The sequence below is a fragment of the Enterococcus sp. DIV0210g genome, assembly GCF_050559705.1.
In the GTDB taxonomy this organism is placed as follows: Bacteria; Bacillota; Bacilli; order Lactobacillales; family Enterococcaceae; genus Enterococcus_B; species Enterococcus_B faecalis_A.
Genome location: NZ_CP187903.1, coordinates 1,468,958 through 1,488,978, shown reverse-complemented (window position 1 = coordinate 1,488,978; position 20,021 = coordinate 1,468,958). Strand labels below are relative to the sequence as shown.

The 20,021-nt window shown below is 40.4% G+C and carries 19 protein-coding genes; 16 read left to right on the top strand and 3 right to left on the bottom strand.

All coding sequences use genetic code 11. From position 1 onward, the window contains the following. Nucleotides 1-15: 15 nt before the first annotated feature. From xerC to IGI64_RS07190, 5 genes are read left to right on the top strand one after another with little or no spacing between them, the layout of a single operon-like run. Nucleotides 16-915: a tyrosine recombinase XerC gene (gene xerC / locus IGI64_RS07210; protein ID WP_016625621.1), complete on the top strand. Its 900-nt coding sequence runs from the start codon at nt 16-18 to the stop codon at nt 913-915. Nucleotides 916-957: 42 nt separating this feature from the next. Beyond that, on the top strand, nt 958-1,503 hold the full coding sequence (gene hslV / locus IGI64_RS07205; protein WP_034863273.1) for an ATP-dependent protease subunit HslV: 546 nt from the start codon (nt 958-960) through the stop codon (nt 1,501-1,503). 13 nt (nt 1,504-1,516) lie between these two features. Then, nucleotides 1,517-2,917, top strand: coding sequence for an ATP-dependent protease ATPase subunit HslU (gene hslU, locus IGI64_RS07200; protein ID WP_016625623.1), 1,401 nt, complete (start codon nt 1,517-1,519; stop codon nt 2,915-2,917). A 15-nt stretch (nt 2,918-2,932) separates the two neighbouring features. Further along, nucleotides 2,933-3,724 carry a GTP-sensing pleiotropic transcriptional regulator CodY gene (gene codY, locus IGI64_RS07195; protein ID WP_016625624.1) on the top strand — a complete coding sequence of 264 codons (792 nt, stop codon included), beginning with the start codon at nt 2,933-2,935 and terminating at the stop codon, nt 3,722-3,724. A 19-nt stretch (nt 3,725-3,743) separates the two neighbouring features. Further along, nucleotides 3,744-4,619, top strand: a complete 876-nt coding sequence (locus tag IGI64_RS07190; protein ID WP_016625625.1) for an aldose 1-epimerase family protein — start codon at nt 3,744-3,746, stop codon at nt 4,617-4,619. Nucleotides 4,620-4,689: 70 nt separating this feature from the next. Here the strand turns inward: IGI64_RS07190 and plsY are convergent, their stop codons facing one another. Beyond that, a complete protein-coding gene (plsY, locus tag IGI64_RS07185; protein ID WP_016625626.1) occupies nt 4,690-5,325 on the bottom strand; it encodes a glycerol-3-phosphate 1-O-acyltransferase PlsY in 636 nt (211 codons plus the stop codon). Nucleotides 5,326-5,421: 96 nt separating this feature from the next. On the opposite strand from plsY, the gene IGI64_RS07180 reads away from it, so the two are divergent. The 8 genes from IGI64_RS07180 to IGI64_RS07145 all read left to right on the top strand — a co-directional run bounded on the left by IGI64_RS07180 (nt 5,422) and on the right by IGI64_RS07145 (nt 16,547). After that, nucleotides 5,422-5,853 carry a CoA-binding protein gene (locus IGI64_RS07180; RefSeq protein ID WP_016625627.1) on the top strand — a complete coding sequence of 144 codons (432 nt, stop codon included), beginning with the start codon at nt 5,422-5,424 and terminating at the stop codon, nt 5,851-5,853. A gap of 136 nt (nt 5,854-5,989) precedes the next feature. Beyond that, on the top strand, nt 5,990-7,999 hold the full coding sequence (gene parE, locus IGI64_RS07175; RefSeq protein WP_429940023.1) for a DNA topoisomerase IV subunit B: 2,010 nt from the start codon (nt 5,990-5,992) through the stop codon (nt 7,997-7,999). An 11-nt stretch (nt 8,000-8,010) separates the two neighbouring features. Continuing rightward, complete coding sequence (gene parC, locus IGI64_RS07170; protein ID WP_429940022.1) at nt 8,011-10,461, top strand: DNA topoisomerase IV subunit A; 2,451 nt, start codon at nt 8,011-8,013, stop codon at nt 10,459-10,461. A 268-nt stretch (nt 10,462-10,729) separates the two neighbouring features. Next, nucleotides 10,730-12,961, top strand: coding sequence for a formate C-acetyltransferase (gene pflB, locus IGI64_RS07165; RefSeq protein ID WP_429940021.1), 2,232 nt, complete (start codon nt 10,730-10,732; stop codon nt 12,959-12,961). A 204-nt stretch (nt 12,962-13,165) separates the two neighbouring features. Further along, a complete protein-coding gene (gene pflA / locus IGI64_RS07160) occupies nt 13,166-13,927 on the top strand; it encodes a pyruvate formate-lyase-activating protein (RefSeq protein WP_016625631.1) in 762 nt (253 codons plus the stop codon). Nucleotides 13,928-14,011: 84 nt separating this feature from the next. Beyond that, nucleotides 14,012-14,938, top strand: a complete 927-nt coding sequence (locus IGI64_RS07155) for a manganese-dependent inorganic pyrophosphatase (RefSeq protein ID WP_429940020.1) — start codon at nt 14,012-14,014, stop codon at nt 14,936-14,938. Nucleotides 14,939-15,105: 167 nt separating this feature from the next. Further along, nucleotides 15,106-15,966 carry a DUF1803 domain-containing protein gene (locus tag IGI64_RS07150; protein ID WP_429940019.1) on the top strand — a complete coding sequence of 287 codons (861 nt, stop codon included), beginning with the start codon at nt 15,106-15,108 and terminating at the stop codon, nt 15,964-15,966. 140 nt (nt 15,967-16,106) lie between these two features. Then, the gene (locus IGI64_RS07145; RefSeq protein WP_016625634.1) at nt 16,107-16,547 is read left to right on the top strand and encodes a hypothetical protein; all 441 of its coding nucleotides are present in this window, start codon (nt 16,107-16,109) and stop codon (nt 16,545-16,547) included. 105 nt (nt 16,548-16,652) lie between these two features. On the opposite strand, the gene IGI64_RS07140 is transcribed toward IGI64_RS07145, so the two are convergent. Continuing rightward, complete coding sequence (locus IGI64_RS07140; protein ID WP_016625635.1) at nt 16,653-17,258, bottom strand: hypothetical protein; 606 nt, start codon at nt 17,256-17,258, stop codon at nt 16,653-16,655. 168 nt (nt 17,259-17,426) lie between these two features. Beyond that, nucleotides 17,427-17,972, bottom strand: a complete 546-nt coding sequence (locus tag IGI64_RS07135; protein ID WP_016625636.1) for a DUF2179 domain-containing protein — start codon at nt 17,970-17,972, stop codon at nt 17,427-17,429. 136 nt (nt 17,973-18,108) lie between these two features. Between IGI64_RS07135 and IGI64_RS07130 the strand changes: the two genes are divergently transcribed. The 3 genes from IGI64_RS07130 (at nt 18,109) to IGI64_RS07120 (ending at nt 20,017) form a co-directional block, all read left to right on the top strand. After that, entirely contained in the window at nt 18,109-18,498 is a 390-nt protein-coding gene (locus tag IGI64_RS07130; protein WP_034863286.1) for a hypothetical protein, read from the top strand. A gap of 1 nt (nt 18,499) precedes the next feature. Next, nucleotides 18,500-19,255: an alpha/beta fold hydrolase gene (locus IGI64_RS07125; protein WP_016625638.1), complete on the top strand. Its 756-nt coding sequence runs from the start codon at nt 18,500-18,502 to the stop codon at nt 19,253-19,255. A gap of 96 nt (nt 19,256-19,351) precedes the next feature. Further along, nucleotides 19,352-20,017 carry a hypothetical protein gene (locus tag IGI64_RS07120; protein ID WP_429940018.1) on the top strand — a complete coding sequence of 222 codons (666 nt, stop codon included), beginning with the start codon at nt 19,352-19,354 and terminating at the stop codon, nt 20,015-20,017. The last annotated feature ends 4 nt before the right edge of the window (nt 20,018-20,021 follow it).

The window sequence follows — 20,021 nt, the reverse complement described above, 5'->3', positions numbered from 1 at the left end:
AAAGAAGGTGAAACGATGACAGCAAACAGCTGGGAAGAGAAGTTTTTGCGTTATTTGATCGTTGAACGCGGGTACTCTGAAAAGACGCAGTCAGCGTATCAAAAAGATATCACCGATTTTAACAAATTTTTAAAAGAATCTGGAGATGAAGATTTTTTAAGTATCACACATTCCGATGTGCGGATCTACTTAGGCTTTTTGACAGAAAAAGAATACAGTCGGAATACGATCAGCCGAAAAATCGCCAGTTTGCGCTCTTTTTACCAGTATCTTTTAAAAGAAGGCGTTGTGGAAGAAAATCCTTTTTCCTACGCCCATTTGAAAAAGAAAAGTTTAAGGCTGCCTCGTTTTTTTTACGAAGATGAGATGCAGGCTTTATTTGACAGTGTAAAAGGCGAAAAACCGCTAGATTTGAGAAATCAAGCACTACTGGAAGTCTTGTACGGATCAGGTATCCGACTGAGCGAATGCAGCGGTTTGAAGATGTCTGACATCGACTTTGAAGCTGAGGTCATGCTGATCCACGGAAAAGGAAACAAAGAACGTTATGCGCCTCTGGGTTCTTTTGCGCAAGATGCGCTTCACGAATATTTTGAAAAAGGCAGAAATGTCTTGATGCAGAAATACCATAAAAATCACGAATTGGTCTTTGTTAATCATCATGGGGAACCAATCACACCAACAGGGATCGAATACGTCTTAAATCAGCTGATAAAGAAAAGCAGTTTAGACAGCGATATCCATCCCCATATGCTTCGCCACACGTTTGCGACACATCTGCTGAATAACGGTGCCGATATGCGTACAGTCCAGGAGTTGCTGGGACACGCAAACTTATCGACAACGCAAATCTATGCACATGTGACAAAGGAAAGTTTACAAAAAAATTACCGGAACTTCCATCCGCGAGCATAAACGCGAGATCATTTTTTGTTTAAGAAACAGGAGGAAAAAATAATGGCAGAATCACAATTTCATTCAACAACGATTTGTGCAGTCGAAAAAGACGGCAAATTTGCAATGGCTGGAGACGGCCAAGTAACAATGGGTGAACAAGTAGTCATGAAAGGTACTGCACGAAAAGTCCGTCGTATCTATAACGGAGAAGTCGTGGTCGGTTTTGCCGGCAGTGTTGCGGATGCCTTCACATTAGAAGAAAAATTCGAAGGAAAACTGAATGAATACAATGGAAACCTTCAACGAGCAGCGGTTGAACTTGCACAAGAATGGCGCACACAGCAATCGATGCAAAAATTAGAAGCAATGCTGATCGTCATGAACAGCACAGAAATGCTCTTGGTCTCAGGTACAGGCGAAGTTATTACACCAGATGACGGAATCTTAGCTATTGGTTCAGGTGGAAACTATGCCTTGGCAGCCGCTCGTGCGATGAAAAACTACTCAGGCGAGATGACAGCAAAAGAAATCGCTCAAAACGCATTGACGATTGCAGCTGACATTTGTGTCTTCACGAACCATAACATTATTGTAGAAGAATTATAGAGAGGTGCTCCGAATGAATGAGTTGAAGCAAACACCAAGACAAATCGTAAGTGAATTAGACCGCTACATCATTGGACAGCAAGCAGCAAAAAAATCAGTAGCTGTTGCTTTACGCAATCGCTATCGCCGTTTGCAGCTGGATGAAAAGATGCAGCAGGATATCACACCAAAAAATATGCTGATGATCGGTCCAACCGGTGTCGGTAAAACAGAGATTGCCCGCCGCTTAGCGAAAATCGTCCAAGCGCCGTTTGTCAAAGTCGAAGCCACAAAATTTACCGAAGTCGGTTATGTCGGCCGTGACGTGGAATCAATGGTTCGAGATCTAGTAGAAAATGCGATCCAAATCGTTGAAAAAGAACAATACAGCAAAGTCTATGCGCAAGCGAAAAAACGAGCAGAAAACCGTTTAGTCAAACGTCTTGTTCCAGGAATCAAGAAAGAACAGCGCCAATCCGGCAATCAATTTGAACAAATGATGAACATGTTCAATGCTGCGCAGCAACAGCAAACAGAGCCGCAAGAAGAAGTGACAGAAGAAATCCGAACAAATCGTAAAGGCGTTTTGGAACAATTGCAAAAAGGCTTGCTTGACAACCGTGAAGTGACGATTGAAATCGAAGAACCGAAAAAAACAATGCCTGCAATGAACAACGGCTTGGAACAAATGGGGATCGATTTGAATGAAACATTAGGTGCTTTAACACCGAAGAAAAAAATCGAACGCACAGTAACAGTCAAAGAAGCCATCGAATTATTGATCCAAGAAGAATCTGCCAAATTGGTGAAAGATGCAGATATCCACAGCGAAGCAATCAAACTTGCTGAAAGCAAAGGAATCATTTTTATCGACGAAATCGATAAAATCACATCGAAATCACAACAATCCGGCGAAGTATCAAGAGAAGGCGTACAACGTGATATCTTGCCGATCGTTGAAGGATCACAAGTTAATACAAAATATGGCGCGATCCAAACTGATCATATCTTGTTTGTTGCTTCAGGTGCTTTCCACTTGTCAAAACCAAGCGATTTGATCCCAGAATTGCAAGGTCGATTCCCAATACGTGTAGAATTGGAAGACTTAACAGCAGAAGATTTCGTGAAAATCTTGACTGAACCGGACAATGCATTGATCAAGCAATATATTGCGCTGATCGGTACGGAAAATGTTTCTGTGACATTCACAAAAGAGGCCATCGAACGAATCGCGCAAATCGCTTTTGATGTGAACCGCGATACAGACAATATCGGTGCCCGCCGTCTGCACACGATTTTGGAAAAATTATTAGAAGATCTATTGTTCGAAGCTCCTGACATGCAGATGGGAGAAATCACAATCACAGAAGCGTATGTTGACGATAAACTGGAAACAATTGCTGAAAATGAAGATCTAAGCCGTTATATTCTATAAAATGGAGGAAAGAAAATGACAGATTTGCTAAGCAAGACTCGACAAATCAATAAGCTTTTACAACAAAAAAATACCTTTGATATGAAAGCAGATTTGCCTTATGACAAAATGGCCGTGACCTTAGGCGAAATACTAGACAGCAATACGTATATCATTGGAAGCGACGGTGTGTTGCTCGGTTACAATGAACGCCATGATGTCAACAATGAACGCATCAAATCGATGTTCGTTGAAAAACAATTTCCTCTGTCTTATACAGATTCTGTGGATCAATTAGTGAAAACAGAAGCAAACGTACCTATTACCAGCGACATGACAGCTTTTCCTGTCGAGTCGCGAGAAAAATATCCATTTGGTCTAACAACGATCGTGCCGATTTTTGGTGCCGGTGAACGTTTAGGAACGATTATTTTATCTCGCATGGAACAAGCTTTCAATGTCGATGACCTGGTATTAGCAGAATATGGCGCAACAGTTGTTGGTATGCAGATCCTTTATCAAAAATCTCGCAGCATCGAAGCTGATGTCCGCAGCACGACCGCTGTCCAAATGGCAATCAATACGCTGTCTTATAGTGAATTGAAAGCTGTCCAAGCAATCTTCAGTGCGTTAGATGGAAATGAAGGACGTCTAACAGCATCAAGTATTGCGGATGAAATAGGGATCACTCGTTCCGTTATCGTCAATGCCTTGCGAAAACTGGAATCTGCTGGGATTATCGAATCTCGTTCGCTAGGAATGAAAGGCACCTATCTAAAAGTATTGAATGCGCGATTCAAAGATGAATTGGCAAAACATAGTTATTAAAAACTGGGGGGCGTAAACGATGACTGTCATCATCCAAAACAACCAGCTGATTGCTGAAATCGCAGAACACGGTGCAGAATTGATCAGCTTAAAATCAAAAGAACACGATCTTGAATATATCTGGCAAGGGGACCCTGAATACTGGGGCCGGCACGCACCGGTTCTTTTCCCCTTTGTCGGCCGTCTGAAAGATGACCAATATACGTATCAAGGCAAAACATATTCGATGGGACAGCACGGATTTGCCCGCGACATGGATTTTGAATTGATTGAAAAAGGCGAAGAGTTAGCAAGTTTTGTTTTGCGCAGCAGCAAAGAAACAAAGAAAAACTATCCTTTTGACTTTGAATTGGTGATTTCTTATGAATTGGGCGGGGATGGTCTGACCGTTCGCTACCAAGTAGAAAACACTGGAGAAGAAGAAATGTTCTTTTCGATTGGCGGACATCCAGCATTCAACGTTCCTCTAGAAAAAGGCTTGACGTTTGATGATTTTTATTTGGCTTTTTCACCAAGAAAATCTCGCCTGCGCTTGCCTTTGAATGGTCCATTTATCGATATGGAGCAAAAAACACTAGGCCAGACAAATACAAACCTTGCCTTGAATCGTGAATTATTCGATCAAGATGCTTTAGTTTTTGAAACAAAAGGATTGAATGCTTATTCGATCCGCAGTGAAAAATCAAAACACAGTATCACTTTGAGTTACAAAGATATGCCTTATGTCGGAATCTGGTCTCCTTATCCAAAAGAAGCGCCATTTGTATGTATCGAACCATGGTGCGGAATCGCTGATACAGTCAACAGCAATGGCCAGCTGATTGAAAAAGACGGTATCCATCAGCTTGGTGCGCATGAGCTGTTCCAAACGAAATACTCCATTACCGTGAAATAACAACGGGATAACAAAAAAGTTTGCTCAAGCGAAAATCTAAGCTTGAGCAAACTTTTTCAATCAATAAGAGTTATTTCTTTTTACTGCTTTTTAAGCCGAATGGGATACGGCTTTCTGTTCCTTCTTTGATTCGTTTGATGTTTTCTTTATGACGATAAAAAATGAACAGTGTGACACCAAAAGCAATCAATGTCAGCAGCCAGTTATGAGAAGGCAGGATTTGCGGTGCGATGTATGGTAAAATAATAGTAGACAGCGTAATCAGCGTTGCACTGATCATACTTGTCAAGCTGACTGTGCTGGTAATGTATAAGCAAATGACAAAAATCAGCGAGGAATAAATAAAGAATACAGGGCTGTAACCTAGCAGCATCCCAGCGCTGGTTGCAACAGCTTTTCCTCCTTTGAAACTAGCAAAAATCGGAAAGGTGTGGCCTAAGATCGCACAAACCCCGAACCAAAGCGGATTGATCGTTGTCACATGGAAAATCAAAGGCAGACAGGTAGCTAATGTTCCTTTTAAGATATCCATCAATAAAACAATGATCCCAGCATTTTTGCCCAAAACCCGGAAAGTATTCGTTGTTCCTGTGTTCCCGCTGCCGAATTGTCGAATATCTTTATTGAAGAATAGTTTGCCGACCCAGACACCAGAAGGAATCGAACCAAGCAAGTATGCGGCAGCAAATAATAAAATCAATTTCATTTTTTTACCTCTTTCAAATTAAAAACTAATATATATTTTAGCATGAATGTGCAAGAGGAACAATCTTAAAAATAAAGAGACAGAGGAGTGTTGAAAATGGCTTTTGAAAATCCATCACAAGAAAAAATCTTTGATTATTTAAAAACAGCAAAAAATATCGCAGTAGTTGGTTTAAGCAATAAAACGGATCGTACGAGTTATAAAGTAGCAGAAGTACTGCAAGAAAATGGGTATCGCATCCTGCCAGTCAACCCAATCCTTGCAGGTCAAGAAATCTTGAATGAAAAAGTTTATGAAAAATTAACAGATATCACAGAACCAATCGATATCGTCGATGTATTCAGAAGAAGCGAATTTTTACCAGAAGTGGCAGAAGAGTTCTTAAAAACAGATGCAAAAGTTTTTTGGGCTCAACTTGGCTTAGAAAACGAAGAAGCTGCAGAACTATTGAAAGCCGCTGGAAGAAATGATATCGTTATGGATCGATGCATCAAAATCGAGCTTGGAAAATTGAAAGACAAGTCATAACAAAACAGAATCAAGAAAACGGCTAGCGGTCATTTTTGTTTTATTGTACGCTAGCTCTTTTTTTTATTTCGGTTTTTTAGTATGATAATCGATGGTGCGGTACTACCGCAAAAGTATGGTTTAAGGAGCGTTTGCCTTGGCAAAAAAAGTAATGAATGAATACAATGACGCCTCGATCCAAGTATTGGAAGGCTTAGAAGCGGTTAGAAAACGGCCAGGAATGTATATCGGTTCCACTGATAGCCGAGGCTTGCATCATTTAGTTTATGAAATCGTTGATAATGCAGTCGATGAAGCATTATCTGGATACGGAAATGAAATCGAAGTAACGATCCACGAAGATAACAGTATCACTGTTGCTGACAGCGGTCGTGGAATGCCGGTTGGGATGCACGCATCAGGAATCCCGACTGTAGAAGTGATTTTTACTGTTCTGCATGCGGGCGGCAAGTTCGGACAAGGCGGATATAAAACATCTGGCGGTCTGCATGGTGTCGGTGCCAGTGTCGTTAATGCGCTGTCTAAATGGCTGACAGTGACGATCGTACGCGACGGCGTGGTTTATGAGCAAAAGTTCAAAGATGGCGGGAAACCAGCTGGAACATTGAAAAAAGTAGGCAAGACAAAGAAAACAAATGGGACAGCTGTTCACTTTTTACCAGATGATACGATTTTTTCAACAACAAAATTTTCTTATGAGATCCTTTCTGAACGTTTACGGGAATCTGCCTTTTTGCTTCGCGGTGTGAAAATCACGTTAACCGATTTACGCGGAGAAGAAGAAAAAGCTGAAGTTTTCCATTATGAAGAAGGAATCAAAGAATTTGTCGACTATCTGAATGAAGAAAAAGATACATTGACACCGGTTGTTTATTTTTCCGGAGCGAAAGAAGGCATCGAAGTCGAAGTCTCTTATCAATATAATGACGGCTATTCTGAAAATGTCCTTTCCTTTGTCAACAATGTTCGTACAAAAGACGGCGGGACCCATGAAGTCGGAATGAAGACAGCAATGACAAAAGCTTACAACGAATATGCAAGAAAAGTCGGTTTGCTGAAAGAAAGAGACAAAAACCTTGAAGGCAGCGACTTTCGTGAAGGTCTGGCTGCGGTCTTATCGATCCGCGTACCAGAAAACTTACTGCAATTTGAAGGGCAGACAAAAGGAAAACTAGGAACACCGATTGCTCGAACTGCTGTCGATAACGTAATTGGTGAACAAATGGGCTTTTTCCTGCAAGAAAACAGCGAAATGAGCCAAATGCTGATCAGAAAAGCAATCAAAGCTCGAGAAGCTCGTGAAGCAGCACGCAAAGCGCGTGAAGAAAGCCGAAACGGAAAAAAACGCAAAAAAGGCGAATCGCTTCTTTCTGGAAAATTGACACCAGCACAATCACGAAATCCTAAGAAAAACGAACTATATCTAGTCGAAGGAGATTCTGCCGGCGGTTCTGCCAAACAAGGGCGCGACCGTAAATTCCAAGCAATCCTTCCTTTGCGGGGGAAAGTAATCAATACCGAAAAAGCCAAAATGCAGGATATCTTGAAAAACGAAGAAATCAACACGATGATCTATACGATCGGTGCGGGTGTCGGACCGGAATTTTCATTGGAAGACTGCAATTATGACAAAATCATCATCATGACCGATGCGGATACAGATGGTGCCCATATCCAAGTCTTGCTGCTGACTTTTTTCTATCGCTATATGAAACCATTGATCGAAGCTGGGAAAGTCTACATCGCTTTGCCGCCTCTTTATAAAGTCTCTAAAGGACAAGGCAAGAAGCAAGTCGTTCGTTATGCTTGGACGGATGAAGAATTGGCAGACGAGATAAAAGAAGTCGGAAAAGGCTACATGCTGCAGCGCTACAAAGGACTCGGGGAAATGAACGCAGAACAACTGTGGGAAACAACGATGGACCCTCAATCACGGACCCTGATCCGTGTTCGAATCGATGATGCTGCTCAAGCAGAACGCCGCGTGACAACGCTCATGGGCGATAAGGTAGAACCTCGAAGAAAATGGATCGAGAGTCATGTCCAATTTTCATTGGAAGAGGAAGGCAGTATTTTAGACAAAAAAGAAGATGAACTTGTCCAGCCGCTTATGACTGAACAAGAGGCAGAAAACAAAATGGAATAGGAGGTCACCAAATGGAAGAGCGTCAAGAAATCCAAGAATTAACCTTAGAAGAAGTCATGGGTGACCGATTTGGACGTTATTCAAAATATATTATCCAAGAACGTGCGCTGCCGGATATCCGGGACGGGTTGAAACCCGTTCAGCGCCGTATCTTGTTTGCGATGAACAAAGATGGGAATACCTACGATAAAGGGTTCAGAAAATCAGCAAAATCTGTCGGAAATATCATGGGGAATTATCATCCCCATGGCGACAGCAGTATTTACGATGCAATGGTCCGCATGAGCCAAGATTGGAAATTGCGGGAAATCTTGATCGAAATGCATGGGAACAACGGAAGTATGGATGGCGACCCGCCTGCTGCAATGCGATATACCGAAGCACGACTGTCAAAACTCAGCGGTGAGATGCTGGCGGATATTGAAAAAGAGACAGTAGATTTTGTTTGGAATTTTGATGATACCGAAAAAGAACCCACTGTTTTGCCTGCGCGCTACCCAAATCTGCTCGTGAATGGTTCAACAGGTATCTCAGCAGGTTATGCGACAGAGATCCCTACGCACAATTTGGGCGAAGTCATCGACGGAACGATCTACATGATTGACCATCCCAATGTCAGCTTAGATAAATTGATGGACTTTATCCCAGGACCGGATTTTCCGACAGGCGGTATTCTGCAAGGAAAAGATGAAATCAAGAAAGCTTATAAAACCGGCAGAGGCAAAGTGATCCTTCGTTCAAAAACAAGTATCGAGAATCTAAAAGGCGGCAAACAGCAAATCGTGATCTCGGAAATCCCTTATGAAGTAAACAAAGCAACACTTGTCAAAAAAATGGATGAGATCCGTTTGAACAAAAAAATCGACGGTATTGCCGAAGTCAGAGATGAAAGTGACCGTACTGGACTGCAAATCGTCGTTGAATTGAAAAAAGATACGAATGCACAAGGGATCTTGAACTATTTATTCAAGAATACTGAACTGCAGATCAATTATAATTTCAATATGGTAGCCATTGACCACATGACGCCGCATCAAGTCGGCTTGAAAGACATCTTGAGCAGCTATATCGAACACAGAAAACAAGTCATCACAAAACGAAGCCGTTTCGAACTGGAAAAAGCCCAGAAGAGACAGCACATCGTCGAAGGCCTGATGAAAGCTTTATCGATCCTAGATGAAGTAATTACAACGATCCGGGAAAGTAAAGATAAAAAAGATGCAAAGAAAAATCTTGTGGATGTCTTCCAATTTACAGAAGAACAAGCAGAAGCAATCGTTACTTTGCAGCTTTACCGTTTAACAAATACAGATATCACAGAATTGCGTAAAGAATCAGAAAAACTGATTGCTGAAATCACAGAATTGAAGAAAATCTTATCTGATGAAAAAGAACTGTTTTCTGTCATGAAAAAAGAACTTCGTGAAGTCAAAAAATCGTATGCTTCTTCACGCATGACAATGATCCAAGACGAAATCGAAGAAATCAAGATCGATACAGAAGTCTTAGTCGCACAAGAAGATGTCGTTGTCAGTGTCACAAAAGAAGGCTATATCAAACGAAGCAGTCTGCGTTCCTTCAGTGCTTCCAAGCCGGAAGAAATCGGCATGCGGGAAGGTGATCGCTTGATGTATGCCGGCGAATTGAATACGTTGGATCATTTGCTCATGATCACGAACAAAGCCAATGTCATCTATCGTCCGGTCCATGAATTGCCTGATCTGCGCTGGAAAGAAGTCGGCGAACATATCTCGCAAACAATTTCGGGTCTGTCAATAGATGAATCGATTCTGGCAGTTTTCCCATACCATAAAATGGACGCTGAAAAAACATTTGTCTTTATCAGCAGAAACGGGATGATCAAACAAACCAGAATGACAGAGTTTGAACCTTGGCGGACATATAAGAGTCGTCCAACAAGCGGAATGAAGCTTAAAGGCGAAGATGACCAATTAGCTGCTGTATACTTGGCAAATGGCCAGGAAGATCTGGATGTCTTCCTTGTGACGAACCAAGGATTAGGATTGCGTTATCCATTGACAGAAGTGCCTGTCGTAGGAGCGAAAGCCGCAGGTGTGAAATCAATGAATCTGAAAGACGAAGATTATATCGTCAATGGTATGCTCGTATTGGCAGAGGGGGATACACCAATCGTTATCGTCACGCAGCGAGGCTCAGTCAAACGAATGCTTGCACAAGAAATCAGCCAAACAAGCCGTGCGAAACGTGGCGTCCTAGTCTTGAGAGAACTGAAAAAACAGCCGCATCGTGTCATCTACATGAGCGAAGGTATTTCAAAAGAATTGACATTGATCAACCAAAAAGGACAGCAAGCAGCCATTGATCCTACCGACTTTTCGATTGGCGATCGTACATCAAACGGGTCATTTGCCATGAATGAAAAAGAGGGTGGAGAAGTCATCGAAGTGATCGAAGACTATGTCATTACTTCGGATGAATAACTGTTATAATATTTTTAACTACAAAAGGTGTTCTGTATTAATACAGAACGCCTTTTTTTGTGGCGAAAAGAAATGAAAAACTATATTATTTACAGAAAATTAAACAATTCACAAACAAAGAATCCTTATATGAAAGCATAAATAACGCATGTTTCTTAAATAACCGAAAATTTGTTAAATAAAAAACAAGAAAACCCTTGCAAAGACGTCTTGCTGTGTTATACTAATCACGTAAAAGCTGTTACATAAACTTAAGGAGGTCCATGAAATGGAACAATGGAATGGATTTAAAGGCACAAAATGGAAAGAAGGCGTTGATACACGCGACTTTATCCAAAACAACTACACAGAATATCGTGGAGATGACAGTTTTTTAGAAAAGCCAACTGAAGCAACTGAAAAACTATGGGAAGAACTACAAAAGTTAAATGATGTACAATTCGAACGCAACGGCGTTTATAACATGGACACAGACATCGTCTCAACAATTACTTCGCACGATGCTGGGTACTTGGACAAAGATTTAGAACAAATCGTTGGGTTACAAACAGATGAGCCTTTGAAACAAGCATTCATGCCATTTGGCGGGATCAACATGGCAAACAATGCCTTGACAAGCAATGGCTACACACCAAACGAAGAATTAACACATATTTTCACAGACTGGAGAAAAACACATAATCAAGGCGTTTTTGACGCATATACTGCTGAAATGCGTGCAGCGCGTAAAAACAAAATCATCACAGGTCTGCCAGACGCTTACGGCCGCGGACGTATCATCGGCGATTACCGCCGTGTTGCTTTATACGGTATCGATTACTTGATGGAACAAAAGAAAAAAGATCATGACATGGTCGGCTTCCACACAATGAGTGAAGAAGTGATCCGTCTTCGTGAAGAAATCACAGAACAATACCGTGCCCTTGCACAAATGAAAGCAATGGCTGCAAAATACGGCTATGATATCTCTAAACCAGCTGGAAACGCAAAAGAAGCTGTTCAATGGTTATACTTCGGCTACCTAGCAGCAATCAAATCACAAAATGGTGCAGCAATGTCTATCGGACGTGTTTCTGCATTCTTAGACATCTACATCCAACGCGACTTGGACAATGGCGTGATCACTGAACAAGAAGCACAAGAATTGATCGACCACTTGGTAATGAAACTGCGTATGGTGAAATTTGCTCGTACTCCGGATTACAACCAATTGTTCTCTGGATTCCCGATCTGGGCAACATTGTCGATTGCAGGTATGGGACTTGATGGACGTTCATTAGTAACGAAAAATGACTTCCGTCTATTGCATACATTGACAAACATGGGACCATCTCCAGAACCTAACTTGACTGTTTTATATTCTGAACATCTTCCAGAAGGTTTCAGAACATATGCAAGCAAAATCGCTATCGAAAGTTCTTCTATCCAATTCGAAAACGACAACTTGCTTCGCGAACAATGGGGATCAGATGATTGTGCGATCGCTTGTTGTGTATCAGGAACCGTTGTCGGAAAAGACATGCAGTTCTTTGGCGCACGTGCCAACTTGGCGAAAGCATTGCTATATGCGATCAATGGCGGGGTAGACGAAGTAACAGGCGCACAAGTTGCACCTGAATATCGTCCGATCACAGCAGAGGTCTTAGACTTTGAAGAAGTAAAACACAGATTTATGAATATGATGGATTGGTTAGCAGAACTGTATGTGAATACATTGAACATCATCCATTACATGCATGACAAATACTCTTATGAAGCAGCACAGCTTGCTTTGATGGATTCAGATTTGAAACGTACTTTTGCAACAGGGATCGCTGGGATCTCTCATGCTGCGGATAGTTTAGCAGCCATCAAATATGCAACAGTGAAACCAATTCGCGATGAAAAAGGCGTAGCAGTCGATTTCGAAGTGGATGGCGAATTCCCTAAATACGGAAACGATGATGACCGTGCAGATGAATTGGCAGAATGGATCTTAGAATACTTTATGACACAAATCAAACGTCATAAAACATACCGTGATTCAACGCCAACAACATCATTGCTTACAATCACTTCAAACGTTGTTTACGGAAAGAGCACAGGGAACACACCTGATGGACGTGAAGCTGGAAAACCTCTTGCACCAGGAGCAAACCCAAGTTATGAAGCTGAACAAAACGGCTTGTTAGCAAGTTTGAACTCAACAGCTAAAATCAACTATGCTTACGCACGTGACGGTATTTCAAATACACAAACAATCAATCCTTCTGGTCTTGGAAAAGACGAAGAAACAAGAATCGGCAACTTGCGCAATGTTCTAGACGGCTACTTCTCAAAAGGAGCATACCACTTGAACGTCAACGTATTCAGTAATGACTTACTACGTGACGCAATGGAAAACCCAATGAAATATCCAAACTTGACGATCCGTGTATCCGGCTATGCCGTTAAATTCCGTGATTTGACAAGAGAACAACAATTGGATGTCTTGATGAGAACATCTCACGACAGAATGTAATTTCAAGAATCAACTTGATCTAAAAAAGACAAAGGACAGAGGGACTGTTACATGTCAGCTCTGTCCTTCTGACTATCAAAAACGGGCAAAATGGTTTGGCGAGAGAAATACTCGCCAGACACTTCTGTTCGATTTACAGCATTAAAGGTTGGACCACGTGTTATCAGCCTCCTAACAGAAATTAAAGAAAAGATGTGAATTCTAGTGGAAGAAAAAATGATTGGTTATGTTCATTCCATTGAAACGTTTGGCTCAGTAGATGGTCCAGGTGTGCGATTTGTGACATTCATGCAAGGCTGTCGTATGCGATGCGAATTCTGCCACAATCCAGATACATGGAATATGGGCGGCGGAAAAGAATATACTGCAGAAGAACTTTTAGACCAGGCAGAGCGTTTCCGTTCCTATTGGGGAGAAAAAGGCGGGATCACAGTCAGCGGAGGAGAACCTCTTCTGCAAATCGACTTTTTGATCGATTTATTTGAAAAAGCAAAAAAACGCGGGATACATACGACACTTGATACTTGCGGTCAGCCTTTCACGTATGAAGAACCCTTCTTTTCTCGTTTTCAAGAATTGATGAAACATACCGATTTGCTGTTATTTGATATTAAACATATCGATAGCGCAGAACATAAGAAACTGACAAAATGGGGCAATGAGAATATCTTAGCGATGGCGCAATACCTTTCAGAAATCAACAAGCCTGTTTGGATCCGCCACGTGCTTGTACCAGAACGCAGCGACTATGATGAATATTTGGTTCGTTTAGATCAATTTATCAAAACACTCAATAATGTGGATAAAGTAGAGATCCTTCCTTACCATAAAATGGGAAGATACAAATGGGATACATTAGGATTGAAGTATCCTTTAGAAGGAATCGAACCGCCAACAAAAGACAGAGTAGAAAACGCCCAAAAGCTTCTGCATACGGAGGATTACCGCGGTTATGTAACCAGATGATGGCCAAAAAGCAGAAAGTAGCTATTGCTTCTTTCTGTTTTTTTGCTATTATTAAAGAGGAAAGAGAACAAAGGAGCGAATCTCATGTCAAAAATTTTAGTCTTTGGACACCAAAATCCAGATACAGATGCAATCGGCGCAGCAATTGCGTTTTCTAATCTTCAAAATTCATTAGGAAAAGAAACGGAAGCAGTTGCGTTAGGTGAGCCTAACGAAGAGACACAATATGCATTGGATCATTTCGGAATTGCTGCTCCTCGCGTAGTAGAAAAAGCCGCTGGAGAAGCTGAAGATGTTATGTTAGTAGACCATAATGAATTTCAGCAAAGTATCTCAGATATTTCAGAATTGAATGTTTTAGCTGTGGTGGATCATCACCGTATCGCAAATTTCGAAACAGCAAATCCATTGTATTACCGTGCAGAACCAGTTGGATGCACAAGTACGATCATTTTGAAATTATATAAAGAAAACCAAATCGATGTACCAAAAAATATCGCTGGTATCATGTTATCAGCTATCATTTCTGATACATTATTGTTCAAATCACCAACATGTACTGAAGAAGATGTGAAAGCAGCAAAAGAATTAGCAGAAATCGCTGGTGTAGATCTTGAAGGATACGGCTTGGAAATGTTGAAAGCCGGAACAAAACTAAGCGACAAATCAGCAGCAGTCTTGATCGATCTTGATGCGAAAAGTTTCCCAATGAACGATAGCACTGTACGTATTGCACAAGTCAACACAGTTGATTTCGCAGAAGTAATGGATCGCCAAGAAGAATTAGAGAAAGCGATGCAAGAAGAAATCGAAAAAAACAACTATGATCTATTCGTATTAGTTGTAACAAATATCTTAGAAAGCAATTCAGAACTTTTAGCAGTAGGGAACAAAAAAGAAAAAGTCGAAGAAGCTTTCCAAACAAAATTAGAAAACAACCATGCCTTTTTAGAAGGTGTTGTTTCTCGTAAAAAACAAGTTGTCCCTCAATTGACAACGGCGTTCAACTAAGAACAAACGGTTTAAGGAAACAAAAAGAGAACAAAACAGATTTTTAAAAACGTATAATTGATCCCGTTTTTTCGGTGTCAGACAAAAATCCGTAAAACAAGCTGTTTTACGGATTTTGTTTTTGAAAATTATGCTTTGTTCATCGTTTTATCAAAGGATGTGGAAGATTGAACTATCATTATTATTCGAAAGAAAAGGCGCGCGTGCTCTATAAGCTGACCCAAAACGAATTGTTTTCTCCGCTCGTTGAATATTTGGCAGAAAACAAAGAGAAACGTGTAATCTTGAGAGAACTAAAGCAGCAATTCCCTCAGAAAAAATTTGAACATTTTTTGGATCAGCTGATTGAACATGGGTTGATCATACGTCATGAGCGGGCATATGAACTCGGATTTCCTGTTTTTGGCAAGGCGTACCAAGAAGAACACGCAGAAGAAATCAATAGGGCGGCAGAAATACTGTTGGAGCAATTGGAGGCTGTTTCGCCAATGATGCAGCAGCAGTTGATTGCAGAAACGATTTGGGCATGGCGTTTTACAGAAAATGAGTATTTTTATGGGCAAACAGCTGGAAATACTGCTGAAAAATATGAAGCCGGCAATGAAAAATACAGATTTATTTCTGATGACCAGCAAGATAAGGTTTCTCTTGCAGTATATTTTGCACACCAGAGAGAACAGCTGCCATTACCAGAACGTTTCCGCAAACTAGAAAAACTGATTGGCGACGTGGATGAAGAGTATTATTTCAACCAAGCAGAAGTCATCATAGAAAAAGTCCTTGCCGGAAAATATAAAAAACGGCGTCCAAGTATTTTTCATGATTCGTTGATTGAAGCAGGGGTCATAGAACAGAAAGAAGAAGTATATTCATTGATGTATCCGTTGATCCAAGAACAGGAAGTTTCAATTGATTTCCCAGAACTGACAGGTTCGTCCAATCACCAAGCGTTTATGAAAAGCCAAATCTATGGATGCTTATTGGAACAGCTGCCAGAAGGATTTTGCTATATAAAAGAAATCGTATAGTTGCAACATAAAAAAGAAACTGTTTGACGTCTGTCGCAGTTTCTTTTTTTATATAAAATTAAAAAATGATGAGCTTTTCTTTTGGTTAAATGATAGAAAAATGATAAAGTCTATTTATCAACGAAGAATGGAGTGTTCAAATGGAGACTATCAGAAAAGACGAACTTGTCGCACAGCCAACTTGTCCAGCAAAAATCATCCCATTTGTTTCGCTAGCTGAGATCCAGAAGATAAGAGATCAACTGGTTTTAGCCGGCTTTCAGACAGAACATTTTTCAGACACGGAACTGATTATCGTACTCCAGCGAAAGAAACAAGCGGGCAGCCCAACTGTCCTTACATTTCTTTTGGATTGGTTCCTTGAGAAATATTATATACGGATGAATGCTGGAAAAAAACAGCTGATCAGCGAAGAAAAAAATCCATACAAAACCAGCGGCATCTCTTATCAGCAAGTAGGAGAACTCGATCAAGATACTTACGGCGAGTACTACTTGATGGCAGCTTCTGTTCCAGGAAAGAAGTTAGCTGGATTATATAAAGTTTATACAGATGGAAAGATTATGGAAATGAGGATCTAAGATTGAGAACTGAAAAATCAAAAAAAGCGGCTGAGAAGAATTCGTAAACTGGCTTCCAAACAATTGGAAAAAACCAGTATCGATTCCTCTCAGCCGTTTCTATTTTCACGCTTTCGCTTTGCAGCGCCACATGAAATAACTCAGAAATCCGACAAAGACGATATTTAAAAGATCATTTAAATTCCGGCACAAATCAATCTGCATGTTCGGCATGATCGAAGTCAGGAAGAAAACGCCAGTGCTGAAAAACAGACAGAAAATAGGGAAAAAGCGCAAAAATGCAGGCAATTTCAATTTCACAAAAACCATTGCGAAGAAGAAAAATGTCAAGATCCCTGAAAGCACCGCCAGTCCATTCAAAATAAAATAGAAAAGCGACTGATGATCGACCGCGTAGAAAAGGATCAGCAGCAAAGAGATAGCTTTCATGATGATAAAGACGCCCGATGCTTCGCCCATAACACCTGGATATCTGGTTACAGAATATTTTGCGAAAGAAATCGCAAAAAACAAACTGCATACACCAGCCAGAAAGATGAACAGGGCATTTTGTTCTAGTACGACCGCGCCTGTGTCGATGGAGTATTGGATTGACGGATCATTGTTTGCCGGAATCTCCACAAATAAGTGGAAAAGGAAAAAAAGGATCGTCAATAATCCGAAAACGAGTCCGGATTTAAGGTGATTTGTATATTTTAATTGGGTTTCCATAAGCTCTCCAGTTTATAAAGTAATAATTCGCGTATATTATAATAACAAATCGATGAGGAGAAGTCGATAGTTTTTATAAAAAAGAAGAGGATTTTATTCATTTTTTTGAAACCGTTTTTTTTGTATTGGTCATCTATTTTTCAGTAAACGTTAATCTTTGGCTGTTTGTTATAGTTTGGAACGGCGTTTGCGGATTTTTTTCGTCCAAAAACCACCTGAGATATATTTAGGTTCATAAGAAATAATAAAGGCGCGTTCCTCGACTTCTTTGATCAAACGATAAAGATCTCGCTCGCTTTTTCGCGGAGAAAGGATTTCAAGGACCATTCGTTCTCCTTCTAAGCCCATGGCAAAGGTTTGTGTGACGCCGTAACCATTTTCCCGCAAAATCCGAGGCATATTTTTTTCTTCTGGGGTATGGGCAGGGAGGATCGCAGTAACCATGATGTAACCCAAAGCCAATTTGTCCTCGATCATGATCCCAACGCTGATACCTACAGCATAACCTAATGCATATACAAAAAGATTGATTGGATTATCCAAACGATCCAAGACCAGAGACAATCCAACGATGTAAATCGTGATCTCTACCATACTTACAAGAGGTGCAGCCAATCGATAACCCTTCATAGTGAGCATGAAGCGAAGTGTGTTCAAAGTGATATAAGCAAAATTGATACCAAAAATCATTAAAAGCATTTGAAAATCCAACATAATAAAACCCCTTTACGATATATTCCTTTCTACCATAGCAGATAAGTGAAAAAAATTAGAATTAAAGCAATTAAATATTTGATAAAAATTAAAAATAGATTATAATTAAATTATAAAATTAAATTAGGTGATGAAAATGAAAATGGTAAGCCAAGTGATTTGTATCAGCCATCTTTTTAGTGTAGGATTCAGTATATATTTAGGCAGTTACTCGATTCAGCAGCCAATTGAGATGCATACTTCGATCTTTCAGCTATCGATCATCGATAGTTTTATTTTAAGTTTACTGCTATTCTTATTTTTACTTATGGGCAGCATTTTTGGAAGTGCCGCAAGTTATTTCTCCTTTCAGTTTTTTCCAGTTTTTTCACTTATTTTAGGACTGATGGGATTAAGTGTCTTTCTGTTTTTTGATGTACCAACATCAAATTTCCAAATTCTTGCTTCATTAAATAGTTTACTTCAGATCTTTTTAAGTATTTGGCTGCTTTATCGGCATTTGTCGGTTGTTGAAGCGGAGGAATAAAATGAATCCAGTTATTTTGAAACGTACCATTAAAAACATTCCTGTTTTGGAGGTCGTTCTGGAAGAATATAAAACAAAAGCAATACCTGTCGTCATTTATTATCATGGCTGGCAGACAAGTAAAGAACTAGTACTAACACAAGGACGCAAGATTGCACAAAAGGGATTTCGGGTCATTTTGCCTGATGCCATGAATCATGGGGAACGCAAAGCGCCTGTTTCGCCAATCCCGTCCTTTACATTTTGGGAAAGTATCCATGCGAATCTTTTTGAATTTTCAGCTATTATCGATAATCTAAAAAGAAGAGAAGTGTACCATCCAGATTTGGGTGTAGGCGGCGTTTCTATGGGCGGTATGACTACTTGTGCATTATTGACCAAACATGAAGAGATTCGCTGCGGAGCGTGCATTATGGGCTCACCAGCTCCTCTTGCATACGGAGAAGAGGTCGTTCGTCGATCAGGAGAATTCAAGATGAGTTTGCCAGAAGATTATTTTGATTTGATTTCTTGGGTGAAAAATTATGATTTATCTTTACAACCAGAAAAGTTGGCAGAACGCCCGCTCTTTTTCTGGCATGGCGAAGCGGACGAAAAGATTCCGTATCGCCATGTTTTTGATTTTGTGAGGGAGAACCACGGAACAGAAAATGGAAAAAATATTTCTTTCCTTTCCTCTGCAGAAGATCGGCATTTGGTGAAAGTACCAACGATGGTCGATACAGCAGAATTCTTCCTGCGTTCTTTGACTAAATAAAAAGGAATGATCCGTTCTCATATTAGAGTAAATTGAACAGACAAAACAATCTGTGGTATGATTACGAAGAGTATCTTTTTGAAAAGGGTGAGCTAAATGAAAGAAGTCAACCGAAAAAATTTTCGTTTCCCTGCCTATGATGACGAAACAGGTGTGAAACTGAATTCAACACAAAACCGTGTTTTATTTGAAGACGAAGCAGACTTTCTAACAAAGAATGATGATTATCAAAAACGCAACAAACGAACGGCTGCAGTGCCTAAACCTAAAATCAGAACAGAAGAAAAAAGCTATCGCAGAAGCAGCACAAAACGCTCTGCACAGCCAAAAACCGGCTTAGAGAAACATAAAACCAATCTTCCGGGGTACAGTTCTAATCCAATCAAGAAAGCAGAAGAGACCCGCAGATTTGAAAAAACTTCAAGTCCGGCAAAACGTACAGAAGAAAAAAGGGCCGCAAAGCCTGGGCGTTCTTATTTTGTTCCGAAATATATCCCAGCTTCGATTATTCCTGACCCGAAAAAAAGTATGGTCACAGAAGAAGAATTACTTCGTTCAATGGAAAAATCAGCGGATTCTTATTTATTGTTTGATACAGAACCAACACCCTTTCAAGAAAAGAAGGATGGGGACCCGACTGTTCGAGCGTTTAATCGCAAAGAAAAAGAAGAATCCCGAAAAGCGGGTGTACTAGAACGGTCATTAGCAGGAATGATCGAAGAACAAAATGATAAATTTGAAGATACAGGATACTTTAAATAAACAA